Annotated in this window: 22 protein-coding genes; 7 read left to right on the forward strand and 15 right to left on the reverse strand. The window is 32.6% G+C overall.

Annotated features, from left to right (window positions below; genetic code table 11):
• Nucleotides 1-80: 80 nt before the first annotated feature.
• From AC1Q7L_RS03065 to AC1Q7L_RS03085, 5 genes are all read right to left on the reverse strand, one after another.
• The gene (locus tag AC1Q7L_RS03065) at nt 81-1,367 is read right to left on the reverse strand and encodes a sensor histidine kinase (RefSeq protein ID WP_492305474.1); all 1,287 of its coding nucleotides are present in this window, start codon (nt 1,365-1,367) and stop codon (nt 81-83) included.
• 73 nt (nt 1,368-1,440) lie between these two features.
• Nucleotides 1,441-2,118, reverse strand: coding sequence for a response regulator transcription factor (locus AC1Q7L_RS03070; RefSeq protein ID WP_492305473.1), 678 nt, complete (start codon nt 2,116-2,118; stop codon nt 1,441-1,443).
• Between the two features lie 169 nt (nt 2,119-2,287).
• Nucleotides 2,288-2,788, reverse strand: coding sequence for a CinA family protein (locus AC1Q7L_RS03075; RefSeq protein ID WP_410690500.1), 501 nt, complete (start codon nt 2,786-2,788; stop codon nt 2,288-2,290).
• A gap of 486 nt (nt 2,789-3,274) precedes the next feature.
• Nucleotides 3,275-3,889, reverse strand: coding sequence for a Crp/Fnr family transcriptional regulator (locus AC1Q7L_RS03080; RefSeq protein ID WP_492305472.1), 615 nt, complete (start codon nt 3,887-3,889; stop codon nt 3,275-3,277).
• Nucleotides 3,890-4,114: 225 nt separating this feature from the next.
• Nucleotides 4,115-4,999: a DMT family transporter gene (locus AC1Q7L_RS03085; RefSeq protein WP_492305471.1), complete on the reverse strand. Its 885-nt coding sequence runs from the start codon at nt 4,997-4,999 to the stop codon at nt 4,115-4,117.
• 97 nt (nt 5,000-5,096) lie between these two features.
• Between AC1Q7L_RS03085 and AC1Q7L_RS03090 the strand changes: the two genes are divergently transcribed.
• Complete coding sequence (locus tag AC1Q7L_RS03090; RefSeq protein ID WP_492305470.1) at nt 5,097-6,512, forward strand: aminotransferase-like domain-containing protein; 1,416 nt, start codon at nt 5,097-5,099, stop codon at nt 6,510-6,512.
• An 84-nt stretch (nt 6,513-6,596) separates the two neighbouring features.
• Here the strand turns inward: AC1Q7L_RS03090 and AC1Q7L_RS03095 are convergent, their stop codons facing one another.
• The 5 genes from AC1Q7L_RS03095 to AC1Q7L_RS03115 all read right to left on the reverse strand — a co-directional run bounded on the left by AC1Q7L_RS03095 (nt 6,597) and on the right by AC1Q7L_RS03115 (nt 10,108).
• Nucleotides 6,597-7,193: a Crp/Fnr family transcriptional regulator gene (locus AC1Q7L_RS03095; RefSeq protein ID WP_410690494.1), complete on the reverse strand. Its 597-nt coding sequence runs from the start codon at nt 7,191-7,193 to the stop codon at nt 6,597-6,599.
• Complete coding sequence (ytxJ, locus tag AC1Q7L_RS03100) at nt 7,193-7,570, reverse strand: bacillithiol system redox-active protein YtxJ (RefSeq protein WP_492305469.1); 378 nt, start codon at nt 7,568-7,570, stop codon at nt 7,193-7,195. Before ytxJ ends, AC1Q7L_RS03095 begins: the two co-directional genes overlap by 1 nt.
• A complete protein-coding gene (locus AC1Q7L_RS03105; protein WP_492305468.1) occupies nt 7,567-8,028 on the reverse strand; it encodes a DUF1569 domain-containing protein in 462 nt (153 codons plus the stop codon). Before AC1Q7L_RS03105 ends, ytxJ begins: the two co-directional genes overlap by 4 nt.
• Nucleotides 8,022-8,558 (reverse strand): YfiT family bacillithiol transferase, encoded by a 537-nt coding sequence (locus AC1Q7L_RS03110; protein WP_066758676.1) that lies wholly within the window; start codon nt 8,556-8,558, stop codon nt 8,022-8,024. The genes AC1Q7L_RS03105 and AC1Q7L_RS03110 overlap by 7 nt, the downstream gene beginning before the upstream one ends.
• Before the next feature lie 407 nt (nt 8,559-8,965).
• Nucleotides 8,966-10,108 carry a DEAD/DEAH box helicase gene (locus AC1Q7L_RS03115; protein ID WP_123984465.1) on the reverse strand — a complete coding sequence of 381 codons (1,143 nt, stop codon included), beginning with the start codon at nt 10,106-10,108 and terminating at the stop codon, nt 8,966-8,968.
• 396 nt (nt 10,109-10,504) lie between these two features.
• Between AC1Q7L_RS03115 and pncA the strand changes: the two genes are divergently transcribed.
• The gene (gene pncA / locus AC1Q7L_RS03120) at nt 10,505-11,110 is read left to right on the forward strand and encodes a bifunctional nicotinamidase/pyrazinamidase (protein ID WP_123984464.1); all 606 of its coding nucleotides are present in this window, start codon (nt 10,505-10,507) and stop codon (nt 11,108-11,110) included.
• Between the two features lie 164 nt (nt 11,111-11,274).
• Here the strand turns inward: pncA and AC1Q7L_RS03125 are convergent, their stop codons facing one another.
• Nucleotides 11,275-12,213 carry a pseudouridine synthase gene (locus tag AC1Q7L_RS03125; protein WP_410691279.1) on the reverse strand — a complete coding sequence of 313 codons (939 nt, stop codon included), beginning with the start codon at nt 12,211-12,213 and terminating at the stop codon, nt 11,275-11,277.
• Between the two features lie 430 nt (nt 12,214-12,643).
• Between AC1Q7L_RS03125 and aroB the strand changes: the two genes are divergently transcribed.
• From aroB to AC1Q7L_RS03150, 5 genes are all read left to right on the forward strand, one after another.
• Nucleotides 12,644-13,690 (forward strand): 3-dehydroquinate synthase, encoded by a 1,047-nt coding sequence (gene aroB / locus AC1Q7L_RS03130; protein ID WP_492305467.1) that lies wholly within the window; start codon nt 12,644-12,646, stop codon nt 13,688-13,690.
• Between the two features lie 274 nt (nt 13,691-13,964).
• Entirely contained in the window at nt 13,965-14,600 is a 636-nt protein-coding gene (locus AC1Q7L_RS03135; protein ID WP_066758682.1) for a porin family protein, read from the forward strand.
• Nucleotides 14,601-14,841: 241 nt separating this feature from the next.
• Nucleotides 14,842-15,423 (forward strand): porin family protein, encoded by a 582-nt coding sequence (locus tag AC1Q7L_RS03140; RefSeq protein WP_410690487.1) that lies wholly within the window; start codon nt 14,842-14,844, stop codon nt 15,421-15,423.
• 323 nt (nt 15,424-15,746) lie between these two features.
• A complete protein-coding gene (locus tag AC1Q7L_RS03145; RefSeq protein WP_492305466.1) occupies nt 15,747-16,352 on the forward strand; it encodes a porin family protein in 606 nt (201 codons plus the stop codon).
• Nucleotides 16,353-17,081: 729 nt separating this feature from the next.
• A complete protein-coding gene (locus tag AC1Q7L_RS03150) occupies nt 17,082-17,792 on the forward strand; it encodes a porin family protein (protein ID WP_492305465.1) in 711 nt (236 codons plus the stop codon).
• Nucleotides 17,793-17,871: 79 nt separating this feature from the next.
• Here AC1Q7L_RS03150 and purF read toward each other — a convergent pair whose 3' ends face one another.
• The 4 genes from purF to AC1Q7L_RS03170 form a co-directional block, all read right to left on the reverse strand.
• The gene (gene purF / locus AC1Q7L_RS03155; RefSeq protein ID WP_410690484.1) at nt 17,872-19,371 is read right to left on the reverse strand and encodes an amidophosphoribosyltransferase; all 1,500 of its coding nucleotides are present in this window, start codon (nt 19,369-19,371) and stop codon (nt 17,872-17,874) included.
• Between the two features lie 119 nt (nt 19,372-19,490).
• On the reverse strand, nt 19,491-20,210 hold the full coding sequence (purC, locus tag AC1Q7L_RS03160) for a phosphoribosylaminoimidazolesuccinocarboxamide synthase (protein WP_066758692.1): 720 nt from the start codon (nt 20,208-20,210) through the stop codon (nt 19,491-19,493).
• Nucleotides 20,211-20,247: 37 nt separating this feature from the next.
• A complete protein-coding gene (locus AC1Q7L_RS03165; protein ID WP_492305464.1) occupies nt 20,248-20,943 on the reverse strand; it encodes a DUF3307 domain-containing protein in 696 nt (231 codons plus the stop codon).
• Nucleotides 20,944-20,946: 3 nt separating this feature from the next.
• Nucleotides 20,947-21,552, reverse strand: coding sequence for a SatD family protein (locus AC1Q7L_RS03170; protein WP_492305463.1), 606 nt, complete (start codon nt 21,550-21,552; stop codon nt 20,947-20,949).
• Between the last annotated feature and the right edge of the window lie 20 nt (nt 21,553-21,572).

The raw sequence follows: 21,572 nt of genomic DNA on the forward strand, positions 1-21,572 counted from the left end.
TAATGACACAAAAATGCAATCCAATTTAGAAGAAATTTAGAAGAAAAGGTTTAAAAAAGCTTAAGTCAGATTTATTTGATCTAAAAATTCACAGAAAAAACATGGAAATTATTTTCGAATTTATATTCAATAAACCAATGTTGAAAGTTGCAGATTTCTTTTATGATCGATAATCCTAATCCGCTTCCATTATTGTCTTTTGATGATTTTGAAAATCTTTTAAATAATAAATCTGTATTTAGCTTTTCTGTTCCGGAATTTGCCACTTCAAAAGATGAATTATTTAATTTTATTGATATAGAACCGTCTTTTTGAGTGTGACGAATTGCATTTAATAATAAATTAGTGATTAAAATTTCGGTTAAGCTGCTGTTTCCATTCACTTTTACTTCCGGTAAAATGTAGGAAGTCACGGAAATGGTTTTTTGTTGAAAATGTTCTTCTAAAACTTCAAAATTTTGTCTGAGAAGTATGTCGAAATAGATCGTTCCCGAATTATCAAACTGACTGTTATCAATTTTTGCGAGTAGTAAAAGATTTTTATTAATTCTGGAACTTCGGGTTAAAGCTTTATTTATTTCTTCTGCGATCTGATATTGTTTTTCTGTAAGATCTTCGGTTTGTAATAAAATATCAAGTTTATTTTTAATAATAGCCAAAGGAGTTTGTAATTCGTGAGAAGCGTTTTCTGTAAATTCTTTTTGAGTTTTATAGACAGAAACATTGTGCTCTATTAATTTGCTTAATGATTGATTTAATTCTTCAAATTCTGTCGTATCTGTTTTATCGAATTCAATTTTACTTTGATGATTAAGGTTGAAAGTTTTTAATTTTCCCAATGTATTTCTAAAAGGTTTCCAAATGGTATTGGATAGTCTTCTGTTTAAAAATAAAAGTCCCAAAACAATCATAATAAAGAAAAAAACGGTTGTAATCGCAATAACAACAATCGTTTCCTGAGATTCTTCAATATTGGTTTCTACTGTAAAAAGATAAGACTGGTTATGAATATACACTACTTTTTTCAGGCATCTGTATCGCTCTGTTTCCGGTTCGGATAAATAGTTTTTTTGTCTTTCTACTGTGAAGATAATATCTCTTTTTAAAGTATTGGTCTGGATTTTTTCAATATTGGTGTCTGGTTGTATTTTGTTCCAGAGTGTAATACTTTTGGTTAATTCTTCATCAGAAAGCTTCAAATGGTTGAATTCATAAGCTGTCTTTTCTGCAATAGTTCTATTGTGTTCGTCCAGCTCACTTTTCCATATCGTATCTACCGCCCAATAATAGACCGGTATGCTTATGATTAAAATAATAAGCACATAGATGAGGAACGGTTTTGTGGTTTTACTTAGTAGAGGCTTCAATTGTAGTTATGAATTTTTTATGTTAGTTTTTGATAAAAATATTACTCATTACCAATTACTTATTATTTATAGATTATCTTCCCTCCCATTTATACCCTGTCCCGTATACGGTTTTTAAATAATGATCACAACCTGCATCGTAAAGTTTCTTTTTAAGATTTTTTACATGAGCATACACAAAATCATGATTATCCAGCATATCTGCAAAATCACCTGAAAGATGCTCTGCTAAAGTACTTTTTGAAATTACCTTATTCTTATTTCCGATAAAATAGATCAGAAGATCAAATTCTTTTTTAGTAAGAGCAATTGTTTCATTATTAATAGAAACTGTTTTGGCTAGAAGATCGATCTGCAATTCATTTTGTGTTACAACATTTGAATTATTAAATTGTTTCCGCCGAATAATAGAATAAATTCTTGCCATCAGCTCAGAAAGGTGAAAAGGTTTCGTAAGATAATCATCTGCGCCCATTTGTAAGCCACTGATTTTATCATCTAAAGCATTTTTTGCTGATACAATAATAACTCCGTCCTGTTTATTCTGCTTTTTTAATTCCTCCAAAATCGTAAGACCATTACCATCGGGAAGCATGATGTCTAAAAGGATACAGTCATATTGAAAGGTCTGTATTTTGTCCATCGCATCCTGAAACGTTGTTGCAAATTCACATAAATAATTTTCTTCCGAAAGATATTCTGCAATACTTTTGGCTAGTTCTGTTTCGTCTTCTATGATCAGGATTTTCATCGATGTATTTTAAGGTCTTATTTTATTAGGCTAATTTACAGTTTGAATTTTGTAGAAATTTCGAATTAAATCTTTTTAAATATACTTAAAATATTCAAAAAAAATAAAACCATAAAATACATTATGGTTTTATCATTAATTTAAATATAGTAGGATAGTTAAGTGGTCATTATTTTAGAATTAATAATTGATTCATTTCGCTTTTAAAGCATCCTAAAATGAACTCTGTATAGTACAACTGAGCATTCAGGGCTTGTGTTTTAGGGTGTAATTCTAATTTTTTGGTAAGAACAATTTCACCTTTATATGAAAATGAAAAATAAGCGAAAATTTTATATAAAGAATTGCGTATTGGCGTACAATAGCCTGTTGTGGCAATTGACCAGTCAGATTCAAAAAGTTTTGCAACATTTAAAGCCATAGTTTCTGCTATGTTTTCTGAGACGCAATCGCATTCTTCAGCTTCGTCTGAATCAATGCTTAATAATCTTACTTTTTCGGGTAAAGTGTAAGCTGTCATTCCGCCTTTATAGAACAATGAGGCATTTGGCATTTGTGAAAAAGCAAGTTGAAGGCAACCGGAAGTTACGCTTTCTACAACTGAAATAGATTCATTAACGCTCATTAATGAACGACTGATATACTCGAGTAGGTTTTGTTGAAATTTCATAGTAATTAAGGTTTAAGTGATTTATATTGGTGTTTTAATTTAAAATTTTAATGAGAATCAACTCATTTTTGGGAACCTTTACTTTTTAATTTCTTTTTATGCTTAGTGTTTTATTAATTATTTTTAATCACAAATTTTCATGAATTTTTCAAAATAATGCAGATCATTTTAGAGTAATTTGATTTCTCTATTTTATATCAAAATTGATGATAATTCTACACTTCAATTTATGCTATTATATTTCACTTTTTTATGACTTGGGTCATGTTCTTAATGAACTTATTTAAACTTTTATTAACCACAAAAGATACAAAAGACAACACATTAGTATTTTAAGCTAATTAATAAACCGCAAATAAGAACACATTAGTTCTAAAAATCTTTGATTTTTATTCTTTTGAGAACTTTGTTTTCTAATAGTTGGATAAAAGTCAGTTATTCGAATAACTTTTGTCCCTTTTGTGGTTAATAAAAGTTTAAATAGACTCAATATAATATTTTTCGGTTTACGATTTTAAGGAGACTCTCTTTTTCCATTCTTTTCAGAACTCTAATAACCGTTTCTACACGCAATCCGGTTAAGTTGGCTATCTGCTGTCTCGTGAGTTCTATGTGAAAACAGTGCTGACAATCATCTTCGTAATAGCTTTTTAAATACTCCATTAATCCTTTTAATCTCAAGATTGGATTGGTAGAAGACATATTTTGCGTCATTAAAATTTTATAATAAAGTCTTTGCGAAAGACAGGCATTCATTCCTAAAGATATTTCGGGATGTATTCTTAATAATTCCAGAAAACTGTGCTTGGGAACTCTTATGATTTTGGAACTTTCCAGACAGATGGCATTGATGGGGTAAAACTTCTCAAGAAAAAGCATAGAATCTCCAAAACTCTGGTTTTTACCAAAAATATTCTGGATAAATTCTTTACCGTCATCATTGTAATTATTGAGTTTTACTTTCCCTTCCTCAATCTGAAAATAATAAAGTGCATGGTCTCCTTCTCTGAAAATTATTTCTCCTTTTTTATACTCTTTAGTTTCTCCACTAAAGGTGCGAAGAAGCTCCATATCAATGTTCATACAGCTTATGGTTTTCATATGTACTAGTTTTAAGTCGCTTAGTTTCTATTGTAGAATTTACGCCAATTTTTTATCAATCAATAATTATTTTTTTGTCAAACAAATTTTAAACCATATTTGATGTTTTCTCTTAAAAAATTCACAAAATGATACAATTAACCCCATTTAAGTGTATAAATGGGGTTGATTTGTAGTTGAATTAAGCTTTTGGAAGCGTATAATTAATTATTTTAATGAAATATTCTATTTCGCGAACTTTTTTGTACCTGCCACACAAAGAATAACTCCAATGGTAACACCCAACATTCCCATACTTACAGGTTCGTGAAGAAAATATGCGGCCAATGCCAATCCGAAAAACGGCTGTAATAATTGTAACTGACCGACCGTTGTAATTCCGCCCTGAGCCAAACCTCTGTACCAGAAGATAAAGCCGATAAACATGCTGAACAAGGCAATATAAGCCAAACCAAGCCATCCTGCGGTTGTTACAGTCTCGATATTACTAGGAAAATAGATGAAAAATAAAGGAATCATTAAAGGTAAAGATAAAATCAAAGCCCAAGAAATTACCTGCCATCCGCCCAAGGTTTTTGAAAGTTTAGCACCTTCAGCGTAACCTAATCCACATAAAACTACTGCCGCCAACATTAAAATATCGCCAATCGGAGAAGCAGAAATCCCTTGAGAAACCGCATAACCAATCACCAAAAGACTTCCAATAATTGAGAAAAGCCAAAATACAGGATGCGGTCTTTCTCCTCCCCTAATAACTCCGAAAATTGCTGTCATTAAAGGCAACATTCCTAAAAAGACAATAGAGTGAGCCGATGTCACATATTGTAAAGCCAATGCCGAAAGCAAAGGAAAACCAATCACACAGCCGATCGATACTAAAGCTAAAGGAAATAACTGATTTTTAGTTGGTCGTTTTTCTTTGTAGATTAAAAGTACTATTAAAGCAAGTAAACCTGCAATCGCAGCACGGGCAATTGTCACAAAAATCGGACTCATATCATTCACTGCCAATTTGGTTGCTGGCATAGAACCGCTGAACAAAAGAACTCCTATGAAACCGTTGATCCAGCCGTTAACTGTTTGATCTTTTGATATTGTATTTGTCATCATTTTATTTTTGGTTTTATTTAATGTGTCAAAATTATAGAAGTTAATTCAGTAAGCACAGTCTCAGTTTTGTATATTTGCATGAGCACAGTTAGAAAATATGAATAAAGAATTTTTATATACAGAAATCGCCAACGGTATCGCTTCTCAGATCAGAAATGGAGTTTTAAAAGCCGGAGATAAACTTCCGTCTGTAAGAATTTTATGCAAAGAACATCAAATCAGCATGAATACGGCAAAACGTGTCTTTCTGGAATTGGAGTCGATGTCTTTAGTAGAATCTAAGCCGCAGTCGGGGTATTTTGTAAGTCAGTTACTTTCAATTAAACTTCCTCTTCCCGAAGTGAGCCGACCTTCCCTGATCGCCAATAATAATAATGAGCCCAATGAATTAATCAGCAAGGTCTATGAAAATATGGGTAAAAATAATCTTACGCTTTTTTCTATTGCGATTCCCTCGGGAGATCTGCTTCCTCAGGCTAAACTTAAAAAAGAGATCATCAACGCAACAAGAGAATTAAAATCCGGCGGCGCTGAATATGAAGAACTTCAAGGGAATTTAAAGCTAAGAAGAATGATCGCCCTAAGATCGCTGTCTTGGGGAGGAAATTTTAATGAAAATGATGTTGTGACCACAAACGGCGGAATGAATGCCCTATCTTTTTGTTTGATGGCTTTGGGAAAACCGGGAGATACGATTGCCATTGAAAGTCCGTGTTATCCGGGGATTTTACAGTTGGCTGCAGGTTTTGGATTGAAAGTTTTAGAATTGCCCACCCATCCTGCTCACGGGATCGAAATTGAAGCTTTAAAAGAGGTAATTCCTAAAATTGATATCTGTTTATTAATTCCCAATTTCAATACGCCATTGGGAAGCTGTATGTCTGATGAAAACAAAAAAGAAGTGGTAAAACTTCTCGCAGAAAATAATATTCCTTTGATTGAAGATGATGTTTACGGAGATCTTTATTTTGGACAGAACCGTCCGAAATGCTGTAAGTCTTTTGATAAAGAAGGAAATGTCTTGTATTGCAGTTCAATTTCAAAAACTTTGGCGCCGGGTTATCGCGTTGGATGGATTGTTCCCGGAAAATATAAAGAGAAAATTTTAAAGCTAAAACTACTCCATTCCACTTCATCAATATCGATTGTAAATGAAGCGGTTGCTAATTTTTTAAAGACCGGAAGATATGAGAAACATCTTCAGCAGATGCGAAAAACCCTGCAAAATAACTATCAAAATTATGTCCAAACCATCGCAGAATCTTTTCCGGAAGGGACAAAAACCAGCCGGCCACAGGGCGGACTTTCTCTTTGGGTAGAATTTGATAAAAAAATTAGAACAACAGAATTGTATGATCTTGCAATAAAAGAAAATATAAGTATTGCGCCCGGAAGGATGTTTACATTACAAGACCAGTTTGAAAATTGTATGAGACTTTGTATTGGTTTGCCTTGGTCTGAAGATATTCAATTAAAATTAAGACAAATTGGAAGTCTGGCGAAGAGAATTTAGTAGTTAGAAAGGAAGATGGATGCAGGAAGTTGGAAGTTAAATACTCCAAAAACTTCGAGCTTCTAACTCCCTCTTCCAGCTAAATTATTTATTATCCGGAACGAAATTTTTCCTAGCCAATTCTTTTCTTACACGGCTTAAACTTTCAGGCGTGATTCCCAAATAGGAAGCGATCATCCATTGTGGAACTCGAAGTAACAAATCAGGATACATTTTGATGAATTTCATGTATCTTTCTTCGGCAGTTTCGCCCAATAAAGAATTGATTCTGTCTTGAAGACTTTTGATATGTTTTTGAACTAAAACATCACTTTTTCCAAGGCTGCTCGGGAATTCACCTACCAATTTACTGATGAAGTCAGGATGTAATAAAAGTACTTCGCAATCTTCAATAGCTTCTATATAGTAAATTGATTTTTCGTTAAAATAAAGACTGCTTCTATCAGAAATCAGCCAGCTTTCAGGAGCGAATTGTATAATGTGTTCTTTTCCGTTTTTATCGATAGAATACATCTTCAAAAGACCTTTTTCTACAAAGTAAATGTGTCTGCAAACCTCTCCGTACTGTAAAATAAACTGATTTTTCTGTATTTTCTTTACTTCATAGTGCAGGCTGCACATATTCACTTTTTCAAGCGGAACATTTAAAACTTTAGATAAATAATTATTAATATTTTTCATTAGAGGATTTGGCTTAAAGATATATCCTGATGCGAAGCGTTGCTAATGGCTTTTCCGTTTTCTATGACGATAAATTGCGGACTTTCATGTCTTACTCCCAAATCTTCTGCTATTTTATTGGAGATAGGTCTGTAAGCCAACAAATCTAAGAAATACAACTCTACTTTTTCATCGGTATTTTCTATTTCTTTTTCAAAGTTTTTCAATACAGTTTTACTGATAAAACAACTCGTTGAATGTTTAAATATTCCAATCTTATGTTGAGAAGAATTTTCAATAGCCTTTTTTAAATCTTCCTCAGATTCTATCTTGTTCCAAAAAGATTTTTCTTCTTGTTTTTCTTCTTTTCCGCCAAATATTTTATCAAAAAAACTCATACATTAAATTGTTTAAGGTGATGATTAAGATGTTTATACTCTAAAAAGCCCCAGTCTTTCTCCTTCATTTTACCAAAAAGTCTGTGCTGATGGGCTAATTTATGGTTTTCAAATGCATACCAATAATCATCCAGTGTTTTCAGGAGACTTTTCTTTACTTCATCAAAATCACATTCAAAATTAACGATTAGTTTTTGAAAAGTAGGCATGTTTCGGGGAATTCCGTTATTAAAAATTTGCATTTCGAATTTTGTAAGAATACCTACAGCAGAAAACAAAATATTAATTTCTGGAAGAATGATTTTCTGTAAAGCAACCTGAAGAACGAGATCACAATGTTTCAGCATTTGAGCAGCAGACATTTGCCCCCATTTTCTGGGAGAATTTTCATCAAGATTAGAAATTCTATTAATAATTTCCTCGAAATAAATCCGATTATGAAGACTCTTTTTTACCAACCTTTTTCTTTCTTCAAATTTTCAATATGAGCAAAATGATGGTTGCAGTGCCAGACATACAGAGCAAGGTAATTTCTCAGATCGTAATTTTGGTTTTGTTCAGGATGATGAAAAGTTCTTTCAAACTGTTTATTGGTAAGCGTTTTAAGCAATGCAGCCCATCTTTGATGCGTTCCTTTTATCATTCTCATTGCGGGTTTTATCGGCATATTTACGCTGTCCTGAAGTTCTGCCCATTTCGCTTCATCGTAAGGTCTGATGGTTGGATTGTCTTCCGTTAATGCCAGTTTAAGACGAATAAAACTATTGATATGGCTGTCTGCGATGTGATTCACAAGCTGTCTTACCGTCCAGCCACCTTCTCTGTAAGGAGTGTCTAGTTGGTCGTCAGAAAGGTCTTCTATTAATTTTTTAAGCTTTTCGGGGAAATTTTTGATGACTTTAATATATTCATCAAGTTTGATATCACAGATGTTCTCAGGCTGTTGGTATTCGCCTATTGGAAACCTTTTCTGTTCTAAATTGCTCATTCTATTAGTTTTAATTTTTAATGTTGCCGTTTTGTCCGATCCTTAATTTTTTGGACAGTTTCTGAATTTTGCCGTTTGCTAATTTATCAAAAATTCGAGAATTTAAAATGAAAAAAGCGTTAATTGTATTTATTACAATTACTAAAGTAAAAATCTAATTTACTTTAGTAAATGCCTTTAACCAAAAAGGAACAAAAGCTTTTTGGATATCTAACCAATTTTTAATTATCAGAAAATAAAAGTTCTCAAAAAAATAAAAATCAAAGATTTTTAAGCTAATGTGTTCTTGTTTGCGGTTTGTTAATTAGCTTAAAATACTAGTGTGCTGATCTTTTGTACCTTTTTTGGTTAAAATAAAAAGCTCCAATTCTATTAAAATTGAAGCTTATATTATTTAAATTAAAGTACTAATAACCATGTAAATCAATACCTTCTGTTCTTTGTAAAGTCACTTTCTTGCCCATTTTCTTTTGAATTACTCTGAAATGCTGCAGTTCATCATCAGTCAGAATGTTGATGGCAGTTCCTTTTTCGCCAGCACGACCCGTTCTACCAATCCTGTGAATGTAATCTAAAGGCGAGCGCGGTAGCTCATAATTAATAACACAAGGCAAAGATTCGATGTGGATACCACGACCGATTAAGTCTGTAGCAACCAAAATTTGCGCACCATTTACTTTAAATTCTTCCAAATTATTTCTACGCGCACCCTGCGATTTCTGACTGTGAATCGCAACTGCTTTAATTTTATTTTTCTTTAGCTTTTCAACCAAATTATCTGCAGATTTTGTAGAGGAAACAAAAATCAATGCTTTTTCAACCTTCTTTTCTTTAATTAAATAACGCAAAAATGGACCTTTATTTTCCGGAGAAACATGATAAGCCAATTGCTCGATATTATCAATTTCAACTTCTTCTTTTTTGATCTCAATTAATGTTGGATTGATTGATAAACGCTCCTTCATTTCAGAAACTTTATCATCTAAAGTCGCAGAAAACAAAGTCGTCTGTTTCATGACAGGCATTTGAGCGAAAAGTTTATTCATTTCTTCACCAAAACCTAATTGAAACATTTTATCTGCTTCATCAATCACCAAATGCTGGATTCCTGAGATACTCAACGCTTTATGATCGATCAAATCTAATAAACGGCCAGGCGTTGCAATAAGAACTTCTACCCCAAACATTCCTTTCATCTGCGGATTGATGGAAACACCACCATAAACTGCCATTGTACGAATCTCACGCTTCAAATTGTCTGTAAAAGCTCTGAAAACTTCATCAATCTGAATTGCCAATTCACGTGTAGGAACCAATATTAAAACCTGAATATTACGGTCTTTCTTAACCTCTGCATTTTGCAGTTTTTCTAAAATAGGCATCACAAAACAAGCCGTTTTTCCGGAACCTGTCTGCGCAATTCCCATCAGATCTTTTCCCTGCAAAATAACAGGTATCGCCTGCTCCTGAATTGGAAACGGCTTTAAATACCCTAATTTTTTAACAGAATGAATAATATTGTGTGATAATCCTAACGATTCAAATGACATAAAAATACTTATTTACTGCAAAGATAAGCTATTGGTATTTGTTTTATATCCCGAAAGTGAAATAGTAATTGTTTTTATAATTAAACAAAGATCTTGTTTTGTTGGAGAATCGCAAAGACGCAAAGGTTTTTAATCTTGACACTACTTTAAGGCGCAAGAAAATCGAAGATTTTCATCTATAACGGGACAAATTTTATCGAAGATAAAATCCTTGCGTCTTATAACACTATTTTTTCAACAATCTTTGCGCCTTTGCGATTAATAACCTTTTTTATATTTAGAAAATTTTGTTTAAAAATTATTAATCTAAATGCCGTTTTGTCCGATAATTAATCTTTGGACAATTTTTTGAATAGTAGTTTTTATATATTTATCAAAAATTCGAGAAATCTAAATATGAAAAAAGCGTTAATAATTGTAGATGTACAGAATGATTTTTGTGAAGGTGGTGCATTAGCAGTTCCTGGAGCTAACGAGGTTATTCCTTACATCAATCTTCTGATGGAAGAAAATGAATACGATCAAATTGTTCTTACTCAGGATTGGCATCCTGCAAATCATAAAAGCTTCGCAAGCAATAACGGAAAAAAAGTTGGGGAAAGCATTATTTTGAATGGTGTTCCACAGTTTATGTGGCCGGATCATTGTGTTCAAGGAACTTTTGGAGCAGAATTTCATAAAGATCTGAACAGAGATAAAGTAACTCACATCATTCAAAAAGGAAAAAATACTGAAATTGATGCTTACAGCGGTTTTCAGGATAATAATCACTTTATGAAAACGGGTTTGGATGATTTCTTAAAATATCACGAAATTCAGTTATTAGAAATTGTAGGTTTAGCAATGGATTATTGCGTGAAATTTACGTGTACTGATGCTGTTGCAAACGGATATGTAACTTGTCTGCATTTCAACGGGACGCGCGCTGTAAACGTAAAACCGGATAATGCAAGAGATGCTATTTTCGAAATGCTTCAGAAAGGAGTAACTGTTTTGGGATAGTTTTTTAACAGCATTTTGTCATTCCGGAGGAATCTAAATATAGTAAATAAAGCATAGTATAGATTCCTCCGGAATGACAAAAACTCTAAAAATAGATAAACAAAAAAAGACGTTGAAAATTAATTCAACGTCTTTTTTATTTTTAAACTTAAAATTTAGCTTAATTAAAGCATTTTCAAGTTATTCACTTCTAATTCTGTAAGAATTCTCCAGTGTCCTCTTTTGATATTCTTCTTCGTTAATCCTGCAAATGTTACTCTGTCAAGAGCTTCAACTTCATATCCTAATCTTTGGAAGATTCTTCTGATAACACGGTTCCATCCGATGTGGATTTCGATTCCGATCTCATTTTTAGGTTTACCTTCAATGAATGAAATTTGATCAACTGTAGCAATTCCTTCATCCAAACGAATCCCTTCAACGATCAGTTTCATATCTTCATTGGTTAATTTTTTATCCAACGTTACGTGATAGATTTTTTTCGCGTCAAAAGATGGGTGCGTTAGTTTCTTCGTCATGTGTCCGTCATTTGTTAAAAGAATAACACCCGTTGTAGAACGGTCTAATCTTCCAACTGGGAAAACACGGTACGGAGAAGCATTTGCCACAAGATCCATTACTGTTTTTCTTGCTTTGTCGTCTTTTGTAGTAGAAATATAACCTTTTGGCTTATTTAATAGTACATAAACAGGCTTTTCTGGAGTAATGTTTTGTCCGTCGAAAACTACTTTATCAGTTTTTTCAACCTGGTAACCCATTTCAGTTACTACTTTTCCGTTTACTTCAACTAAGCCCTGAACAATCAGATCATCAGCTTCTCTTCTGCTACAAATCCCTGAGTTTGCGATATATTTATTAAGACGAATGGTATCTTTATGGATGTCCTTTTCAATCTTATTTAATCTTCTTTTCTGTACAAAAGATTTTGCTCTGTCTTCATCTCTGTCGCTTCCGGTAGAAGGTCTCTTACCGTACTTTAAGCTGCCTCTTTCGTATTTACCTCTTTTGTTGTCTTTGGCATCAGGATCTCTTGGACCACCTCTTTTAGAAACAGGTTTACCACCAAAAGTTTTTCTTTCTCTACCTTCGTTTTGTGAAGTAATGTAAGGCTCTCTGCCAGGTTTTGAGCTGCGATCTTCATCACCACGGCTTTCAAAATTTGTATCACCTCTCCTAGAATCAGGTTTGTTGAAAGATCTAGAGTCGGTATCTCTATCACTTCTGCTGAAAGGCTTTTTCTCAAATTTTGAATTGCCATTTTCATCTCTATCTTTTTGGCCAAAACTCTTGTCACCACTTTTAGAAAAAGGTTTTTTGAAAGGTTTTGATTCTGAAGAATTTCCAGATTTAGGAGCGCGAGAACTTCCGGAATTTCTTGTTGAAACTCTTGGTCTTTTAGGTTTTCCTGAATTATTATTGTCTCTGCTCATGCTAAAATATTTTTGCAAAGATAGTAATTTAGTTACGAGTTAAAAATTAAGAATCATAACTTTGCAATATAGTTTCACTATTAACGTTATAGAAATTCTGAAAATGATAACAATATTAAACGATAATTTTTCTCAATTAAACGACTTTTTACACGAAAAATCATTCAGCAAAATCTTTATTTTAGTTGATGAAAATACACATGAATACTGTCTTCCCGTTCTTTTGGGCAATTTGGAAACCGAACTTTCATTTGAAATTCTGGAGATTGAAGCGGGGGAAGAAATGAAAAATATTCAGACTGCCAATCAGCTTTGGGAAATTCTGACAGAAATGAAAGCTGACAGAAAAGCGCTTGTCATCAACCTTGGAGGTGGTGTTATTACGGATATGGGAGGTTTTGTGGCTTCTACCTATAAAAGAGGAGTTCAGTTTATTAATATTCCGACTACCCTTTTATCGATGTGTGACGCTTCTATTGGCGGGAAAACAGGGATTGATCTGATGCATTATAAAAATATGGTAGGAACTTTCACCTTTCCTGAGCAAATTTTTGTGTATCCGAAATTTTTAGAAACACTTCCTTTTAAAGAATTAAGAAGCGGTTTCGCCGAAATGCTTAAACACGGATTGATCGCGGATAAAAAACATTGGGACAATCTTATTCAGATTCATAAATTAGATATAGAAAGAATTATTCCGCATATTCAGACGTCGATGGATATTAAGCAGGATGTTGTAGAAAAAGATTTTCATGAAAAAAATGTTAGAAAGACACTGAATTTTGGTCATACTATCGGTCATGCCATTGAAAGTTTATGTTTAGAACAGGGAAATCCTATTTTACACGGTGAAGCTGTTGCAATGGGAATGATCTCTGAAGCGCACCTCTCCTATCTTGAAGGTTTGATCTCTGAGGAAGATTCAAAAATTATAATTGAAAATGTTCAAAGATATTATCCTTATTTAGATATCAGTGATTTTAAAGATGAAGACATTTTTTCTTTATTATTGAATGATAAAAAGAATGCTGACAGTAAAATCAACTTCTCATTAGTCTCAGGAATCGGAGAATGTACTTATGATTATCAATGCAGTCAGAAAAACATCGTTGAATCATTGAATTTCTACAGACAATTGGACAGTATTTAATTAAAATTCCAAAAAAATTCAAGCAAAATAATCCGATTTTAAAAATTTGTGGCAATTTATTTGATTTGCAATCAAATGTTTGTTTAATCTTTTAATTAATTGATTTTTAAATATTTAAATACAATACCGCTTGTTTTTCAGGCGGTATTTTTACTGACTTTTATCATGTTTTTTAGTTTTGGCAAGCAATTTGAAAGATACTCTGCGTCAACGTAAAAATTGACAGTAGTAAAATTTAAAATTAAGAATAGTAAAATATTAAAAAATTAAAGTTATGAAAAAGTTAATTTTAGGATTAGCAGTAACTGCAAGTTCACTAGCATTCGCACAAACAACTACAGCTACGGCTTCATCTTCAAACCCAGTTACATTTGGTGTTAAAGGAGGAATGAACGTTTCTTCTGCAACTAAAGGATCTGGTCTTGATGACAACAAATCAAAAATCGGTTTTAACGCAGGTGTATTTGCTAATATTCCAATTGCAAGTTCTTTCAGCATTCAGCCAGAGGTTATTTATAGCCAGTATGGTAACAAAACTGAATATACTGTACTTGGTAACAAATACTCTACTTCTAGCCATTTAGATTATGTTGCGGTACCGGTAATGTTCCAGTACAACGCTTTACCAAACCTTTATTTAGAGGCTGGACCAGAATTTGGTTTGATGGTAAGTGCTAAAAACAAAATCAAAAACGAAACAAACGGAAATTCAACTACAAGTGATAACTATAAGGATGATTTAAATACATTCAACGTAGGTATCGGTATTGGAGCTGGATATTATTTCACACCAAACTTCGGAGTTACAGCTAGATATGTTGCTGGTTTAACGGATATCGTTAAAGATAACCCTGGAGATGCAATTAGAAATAATGTATTCCAAGTAGGATTGGCTTATAAATTCAAATAAGCTTTCTTAACATTCAGATAACAAATTTTAATTCAATATAAAGTCAGATCGTAAGGTCTGACTTTTTTTGGTTTTTAGTTCATTTATAATAAATTGAATACCAATATAAAATGTAATCGTTAAAATATCATGTTATTTTTATTGATTTTAAACTCAATTAATATTTTTTGGCAAGAAATTTGCATATTCGGGATTATAAAACGAACAATTCAATAATAAAAAATTAACTAAACAAAAAACTATGAAAAAATTATTCTTAGGATTAGCAGTTGCAGCAAGTTCAATCGCATTTGCTCAAGAAAAAGCACCATCTTCTTCTCCACTTAAATTAGGAGTTAAAGCAGGTCTTAACGTTGCTACTATTTCTGGTGGTGACTCAAAAGCTAAAGCAGGATTTTATGGAGGTTTATTTTTAAACGCTCCAATTGCATCAAATTTCAGCTTACAGCCGGAAGTTTTATATAACGGTGTTGGCGCAAAAGCAGACGGTCTTGAAGATCTTAAAGTAAATTTAAGCTACATTTCAGTTCCTGTAATGTTCCAATATAACGCAACTCCGGAATTTTATCTTGAAGCTGGACCACAATTCAGTTTCTTAATAGATTCTAAATTCAAGTATCAGTCTGTATCAGTAAAAGCTAATGATTATATCAAAGGTTTTGATTTCGGTATTGGTATCGGTGCTGGTTATTACTTCACTCCAAATATCGGTGTTAATGCAAGATATGTTGCAGGTGTTACAGATATAGGAAAAGAAGTTGCAGGTGAGCAGCCAGAAGGAAAAAACAATGTTTTCCAGGTAGGTCTTGCATACAAGTTCTAACAGATATTGATTTTAATAAAGAAAGATCAGGTTTACAATGTAAACCTGATTTTTTTTGTCTCCAATTTTAATTTTTTTGAAAATTATAGCCTTAGTTAAAGTATATAATCTGAAATATTGTCTTTATAAAATTAATTAATAATAGTTAATCGTTGATGATATATATGTTAATTAATTAAAATTTAATTAAAAATAACGTTATTTAACTTATTGATATATAGTGAATTATATTATTTTTTGGCATATGATTTGAGAATAAGAAAAAATCAGGCTTCAAATTTATAGGTCTGAAACATAATACGTAATTAAAACAAAGACAATTTATGAAAAAATTAATTTTAGGGCTAGCAACTACTGGAAGTTCTTTGGTATTTGCACAAACTACAACAAAAGAAATAATCAAATCTTCATCGCCAGTTACATTTGGTGTAAAAGCAGGTTTAAATTTATCTCATCTTGATAGCTTTCGTGATGGTAAAGCAGGATTTAATGCTGGTGCATTTGCTAGAATTCCTTTAGGCAGTTCATTCTCTTTACAAACGGAACTTTTATATTCTCAATATGGAGCTTTTGTTAACGAAGACAAGGGTGTCTCTTTTGCTAAAGCAAGATTAAATCTTGACTATATTACAGTTCCAGTTATGTTACAATATAATGTAAGCCCAAAATTTTATATTGAAGCAGGTCCTGAATTTGGCTTAATGATAAACAATAAGTATAAATTGGAAAATGGAACATCTTTAAAAATTAATGATGGTTTAAATAAATTTAATCTGGGGTTAGGATTAGGTCTAGGCTATGATATTACAAAAAACATTGGATTTAATGCAAGATATGTTGCGGGATTAACTAATACTGTTAAAAAAGGTTATGGTGATTCTAAGACAAATTCAACATTCCAATTAGGAGTAACGTATAAATTCAAATAAAGGAAATTTTATAATATACTAAACAATTAAAAGTATACTTTATAAAATTAACTAATAAACGTTTTTTAATTATTTGACTGAATTATTTAATGCTTTTAAATTAAAATTAATAATTTAAATAATTGATTATCAATAAATTAAAAATTATTTTGGCACGTGATTTGAGAAGATTTGAATTATAAATTAAGTTTGCTCATAAACTTGGTCTATAAAATAAAAGTGATAGATTAGATTTCAAAGAAGAGTCAGGATGTATAATCCTGGCTCTTTTATTTGGCCAGAATCTGTAAAACTTTACATTAATTTTGAGTTATTTCTCAAATTTAAACTTTTTTAGGGTCATAATTTTTGATAATTAAAGAAGGTTATCATACAAATTCAAGTAAATATTTGATCATTGAGTAACAAGGAAGATCAAATTTTTTCTACTAATCATCATTTTTAATTTTTAAATAGTATAAATTTCAACACTTAATGAAATAAATTTTAATATCATAAACTTAATTAATTTGATGTAAAAATTAATATAAAATTCATATTTGATTATGAAATTTCAATTTATTATGTTAAAATTTAGTTTATTTTCAATTTTTAGAATCCTTTCTACAGGGCATCTATGATAGGTTAAACGTGTAAATTTTCAATTTTGGCAAGCAATTTGCAAATTACTGAACGTCTGGTTGAAAAATCAGACTCAGAAAGTAAAGTAAAATTTAAAAATAAACAATTATGAAAAAGTTATTTCTAGGACTAGCAGTAGTCACTGGTTCACTAGCATTTGCTCAAGAAACAAAAACTACTCCTACAGTAACTACTGTGAATAATGAAAAAGAGCCAATAAGAGTTGGTATTAAAGCAGGTGGAAACGCAGCATCTTTCAATGATCAGGATGTGAGTCTTAATAACCAAAAATTGGGATTCCATGCGGGTGTACTTGTTAATATTCCATTATCTAAAAAGTTTGCACTTCAACCCGAAGTTTTATATAACCAGTTAGGAGCAAAAAGCGTCCTTTCTTCTACCGAAGTTACTACAGGCGCAACTACTGTAAAAACAAAAGAGGATTATTCAACTACGCTAAACTATATTTCAGTACCATTAATGCTTCAAATGAGAGCTACAGATAAGTTTTATATAGAAGCTGGTCCTGAGTTCAGTTATTTCATTAACGGAAAAAATAAAGGTAGCTTGTCGGTTGAATCTACTACAGGAGGTATCACAACAACTCAGGCTTCATCGGTATCTGACGACATTAATAAAGATGATATCAAGAAATTTAATGTTGGTTTAGGTCTTGGTTTAGGGTACGATTTCACTCATAATTTAGGAATCAACGCGAGATACGTAAACAGTTTAACTAATATTGATGCAAACCCTGTAAAAGGAGCTGATGCTCTAACGAACAGAGTTTTCCAATTAGGATTAAACTACAAATTCTAGAACAAATTTTAATATATCAATAGAAAAAGGTCAGACTAAATTTTTAGTCTGACCTTTTCATTTATCAATTTATTTAAGCTTAATTAAATAACTCTATTTCTTCTCCTTTCGCAACAGGATATTCTTCTGTAAAACATCCGAAGCAATGGTTGGAAGACCCTAAAATTTCTTTTAGGTTGTCTGTACTTAAAAATTCCAAAGAGTCAACTCCCAGATAAACTCTAAGTTCTTCAGTCGTCATATTGGCAGAGATCAAATCATCTTTCGAAGGTGTATCGATTCCCAAATAACAAGGAGCGATAATTGGCGGAGAAACACTTCTGAAGTGAATTTCCTTTACACCAGCTTCTTTCAGGATCTTAACCAATCTTTTAGAAGTCGTTCCACGAACGATAGAATCGTCAATAATTACGACTCTTTTGCCTTTGATCTCAGAAATAATCGGATTCAATTTCAGATTCACTACCCTTTCTCTCATTTCCTGAGTCGGTACAATGAAACTTCTTCCGATGTATCTGTTTTTAATTAAAACAGGACGGAAAGGTATTCCAGAAGCCTTAGAAAAACCAATCGCCGCCGGAACTCCCGAATCAGGAACTCCAATTACGATATCAGCTTCTACAGGAGCCTGTTCCCAGATCTTTTCACCAGATTTCTCTCTGATTTCGTAAACGTTAATATTCTCTAAAGTAGAGTCTGGTCTAGCAAAATAAATGTACTCAAAAGAACAGATTCTCTGCTTTCCTCTCTCTTCATTTACCATTGAAGAATTCAGTTTTCCAGGTTCGTTTTCATTGGTGTAAATGATCTCTCCAGGTAAAATATCACGAACATATTGAGCGCCAACTGCGTCTAAAGCTACAGATTCTGAAGCAACAACATATGTTTTTTCGTCCACTGCACCTAAAACTAAAGGTCTGATTCCGTTGAAATCTCTGAATGCAAAGAATTTATTTCTCGTCATCCCAACAACCGAATACGCACCTTCTATTTTTTCCATGGTAGCTTTGATAGCGCCACGAAGTCCTAGATCAAGATTTTTTTGAATTAATCTTAAAATAACCTCAGAATCCGAAGTTGCTCTGAAAACAACGCCTTCAGCTTCCAATTCTGTTTTTAATTCTCTCGCATTGGTTAAGTTACCGTTGTGAGCGATAGAAAGTATAATCTGATCATATTCATTTTTCGCGAAAAATGGCTGAAAATTATATTTCTTTTTGTCTCCTGCCGTCGTGTAACGTGTGTGCCCAATTGCAGAATTTCCCATAAAAGCTTCAGGATCCTGGATCTCTTTATAAACATCCAAAACCAAACCTTCATCCTTCATGTTGGTGATTTTTCCGTCCTTAAGAACAGAAATACCGCAAGCTTCCTGACCTCTGTGCTGTAAAGCAAAAAGCCCGAATTGTGAAAGAGAAAACGTGTCAAGATCGTTATCAGAATACATTCCGAAGATACCGCACTCCTCGTTCGGAGCATCAAGTCTTTCTTCTTCCTGCGTTCTGAAAAGATTTCTACCGTAGGTTTGAGTTTCAAACTGTTTTAAATATTCACTTTTATGAATGTCTAAACTTTTCATTTCTATTTTTTCTAAATTTTGATGATGGAAGCTGGGAGCTTGAAGTCTGAAGTTTACAACTAAACTTTTAATTTTTGCCGATAAACTTCCAGCATCCAACTTCTGGCTTCTAGCCTAAATTACTTACCTAGTAAAGTTTTCAGTCTGTTGTAGATCTCAACGTAAGCTTCAGTTACTTCTCCAAGATCTCTTCTGAATCTGTCTTTATCTAATTTTTTCATTGTATCCTTATCCCAAAGTCTGCAAGTATCAGGAGAAATTTCGTCTGCCAAGATGATCTCGCCGTCAGAAGTTTTACCTAATTCAATTTTGAAGTCAACAAGGATAATATTCATTTTATCAAAAAGATCGATCAAGATTTCGTTGATGTCAGAAGTTAATTCATACATCTCATCAAGCTCTTCATACGTCGCTGCACCTAAGAAAACTGCGTGGTGATCGTTGATAAGCGGATCTCCCAATTCGTCTTTTTTGTAGCAGATATCGAAGATTGTAACCGGAGATTTAATTCCTTCTTCAACTCCTAATCTTTGAGCCATACTTCCTGCAGAATAGTTTCTTACAACCATTTCCAAAGGAATAATAGATACTTTTTTTACCAACTGCTCTCTTTCGTCCAATTGCTTAATGAAATGAGTTTTGATCCCTTTTTCATTTAAATATTCAAAAATCAAAGTTGTGATGGCATTGTTCATTTCACCTTTCAAATCAACAGATCCTCTTTTTTGAGCATTAAATGCAGTTGCATCGTCTTTGAAACGTACAACTACCTGATCTGGATTATCAGTTGCAAATACTTGTTTTGCCTTACCCTCGTACAACATTTCTTTCTTTTCCATTTTTCTAAATGTCTTATTAGTTAGATTTATATTTATTTTACTTAATTAAAATTCCTGTTAAAACTGCCATTCCAAAGCTCAGTAATGTACCGATTAATACATATTCGGTTAATTTTCTTTGCTTAGCCTGCGCAAGATCGCTGAACCTGAAAACAGATTTCGCAGCCACCATAAAACCTACACCTTCCCAGTGATTCACCATAATAAAAGTGAAAACCAGTAAACGTTCTAAAATCCCGATATATTTTCCGGCACTAGATAAAGATTCGGATTGTATATTGTTTACTGTCTCTGGAACGGGTGTCCATGAAGACAATAATATTTTAATAAAAATAGAAGCAGGTGTCGTTAAAAACAAAGCTGACATTACTATTTTTAAAGTGTTTTGATCTTTTAAAAATTCAAAATTAAATTCATTAAAATAAAAAGATACTCCCGCAATAACTAAAATATGAAGGACTTGATCAATAAAGAACCAGTTCTTTTTATTCTTAATCGTTTGAAAAGTCAATTTGGCAGCATCAATAAGAAAATGCGAAACTCCCACCAAAACCGCTACCCACCAAAGCTGTAAGTCCCAAAGAAAAATAAAACTTAAAATGGTGTGAATCAGAACATGAAGATACAAATATTTGCTCTTCAGTTTTTTGCTTTCTTTATCAGCTACCCATGAATTTGGCTGGAGAATAAAGTCTCCAAGTAAATGTGCCAATATGAGTTTAGTAAAGATCATAGTTTATAATTCTGAGATTTTCTTTCTAAAATATTGATTGGTCTCTACGATAAGCTCGTAGTTTGCACGTTTCAGTCGCTGACTTATCGACGATTGTGAAATCGCGAATTTCTTAGCCAGATCTTCCTGAGTAATATCTTGATTCATGATCATTTCGTGAATGATTTCTGAAGTCGCCATTGTCCAGTTGTCAAAGTCTTTGGAGGACCATTTTAAAAGTATATTAAGATCTCTGTCTACGTTATCGTTAGATGTTTTGATGGCCACTGTGTGCCCGTCATTTTTAATGTCATTCAGTAATCTGCCGGAATTTACATAGGCAGTTCCGTTGGATTCTGTGATTTTTTCGGACGAGAAATTTTCCTCACCAATACCAATGGCGATTCTTACATCTAAATTTTCCTGACTTTTTATAAGAGATTTTATGGCTAGAAAATGCCAAAACACATCATCAATGTTACATTTGAACTGAAATTCGTCTCCTCTGTAAATTTCCCACGTAAGTGGTGAGCTCCCCCAATTTTCCAGAAGATTCTTTAGCTTGGTAATCCAAACTTCTGTGTCTGCGTGTTGCGAATTTATAATATCACCCGTAAGGACCGCTATCATTTTGCAAATATAAGCATAAT

The organism is Chryseobacterium sp. GW823-FHT05E08 (genome assembly GCF_058795655.1).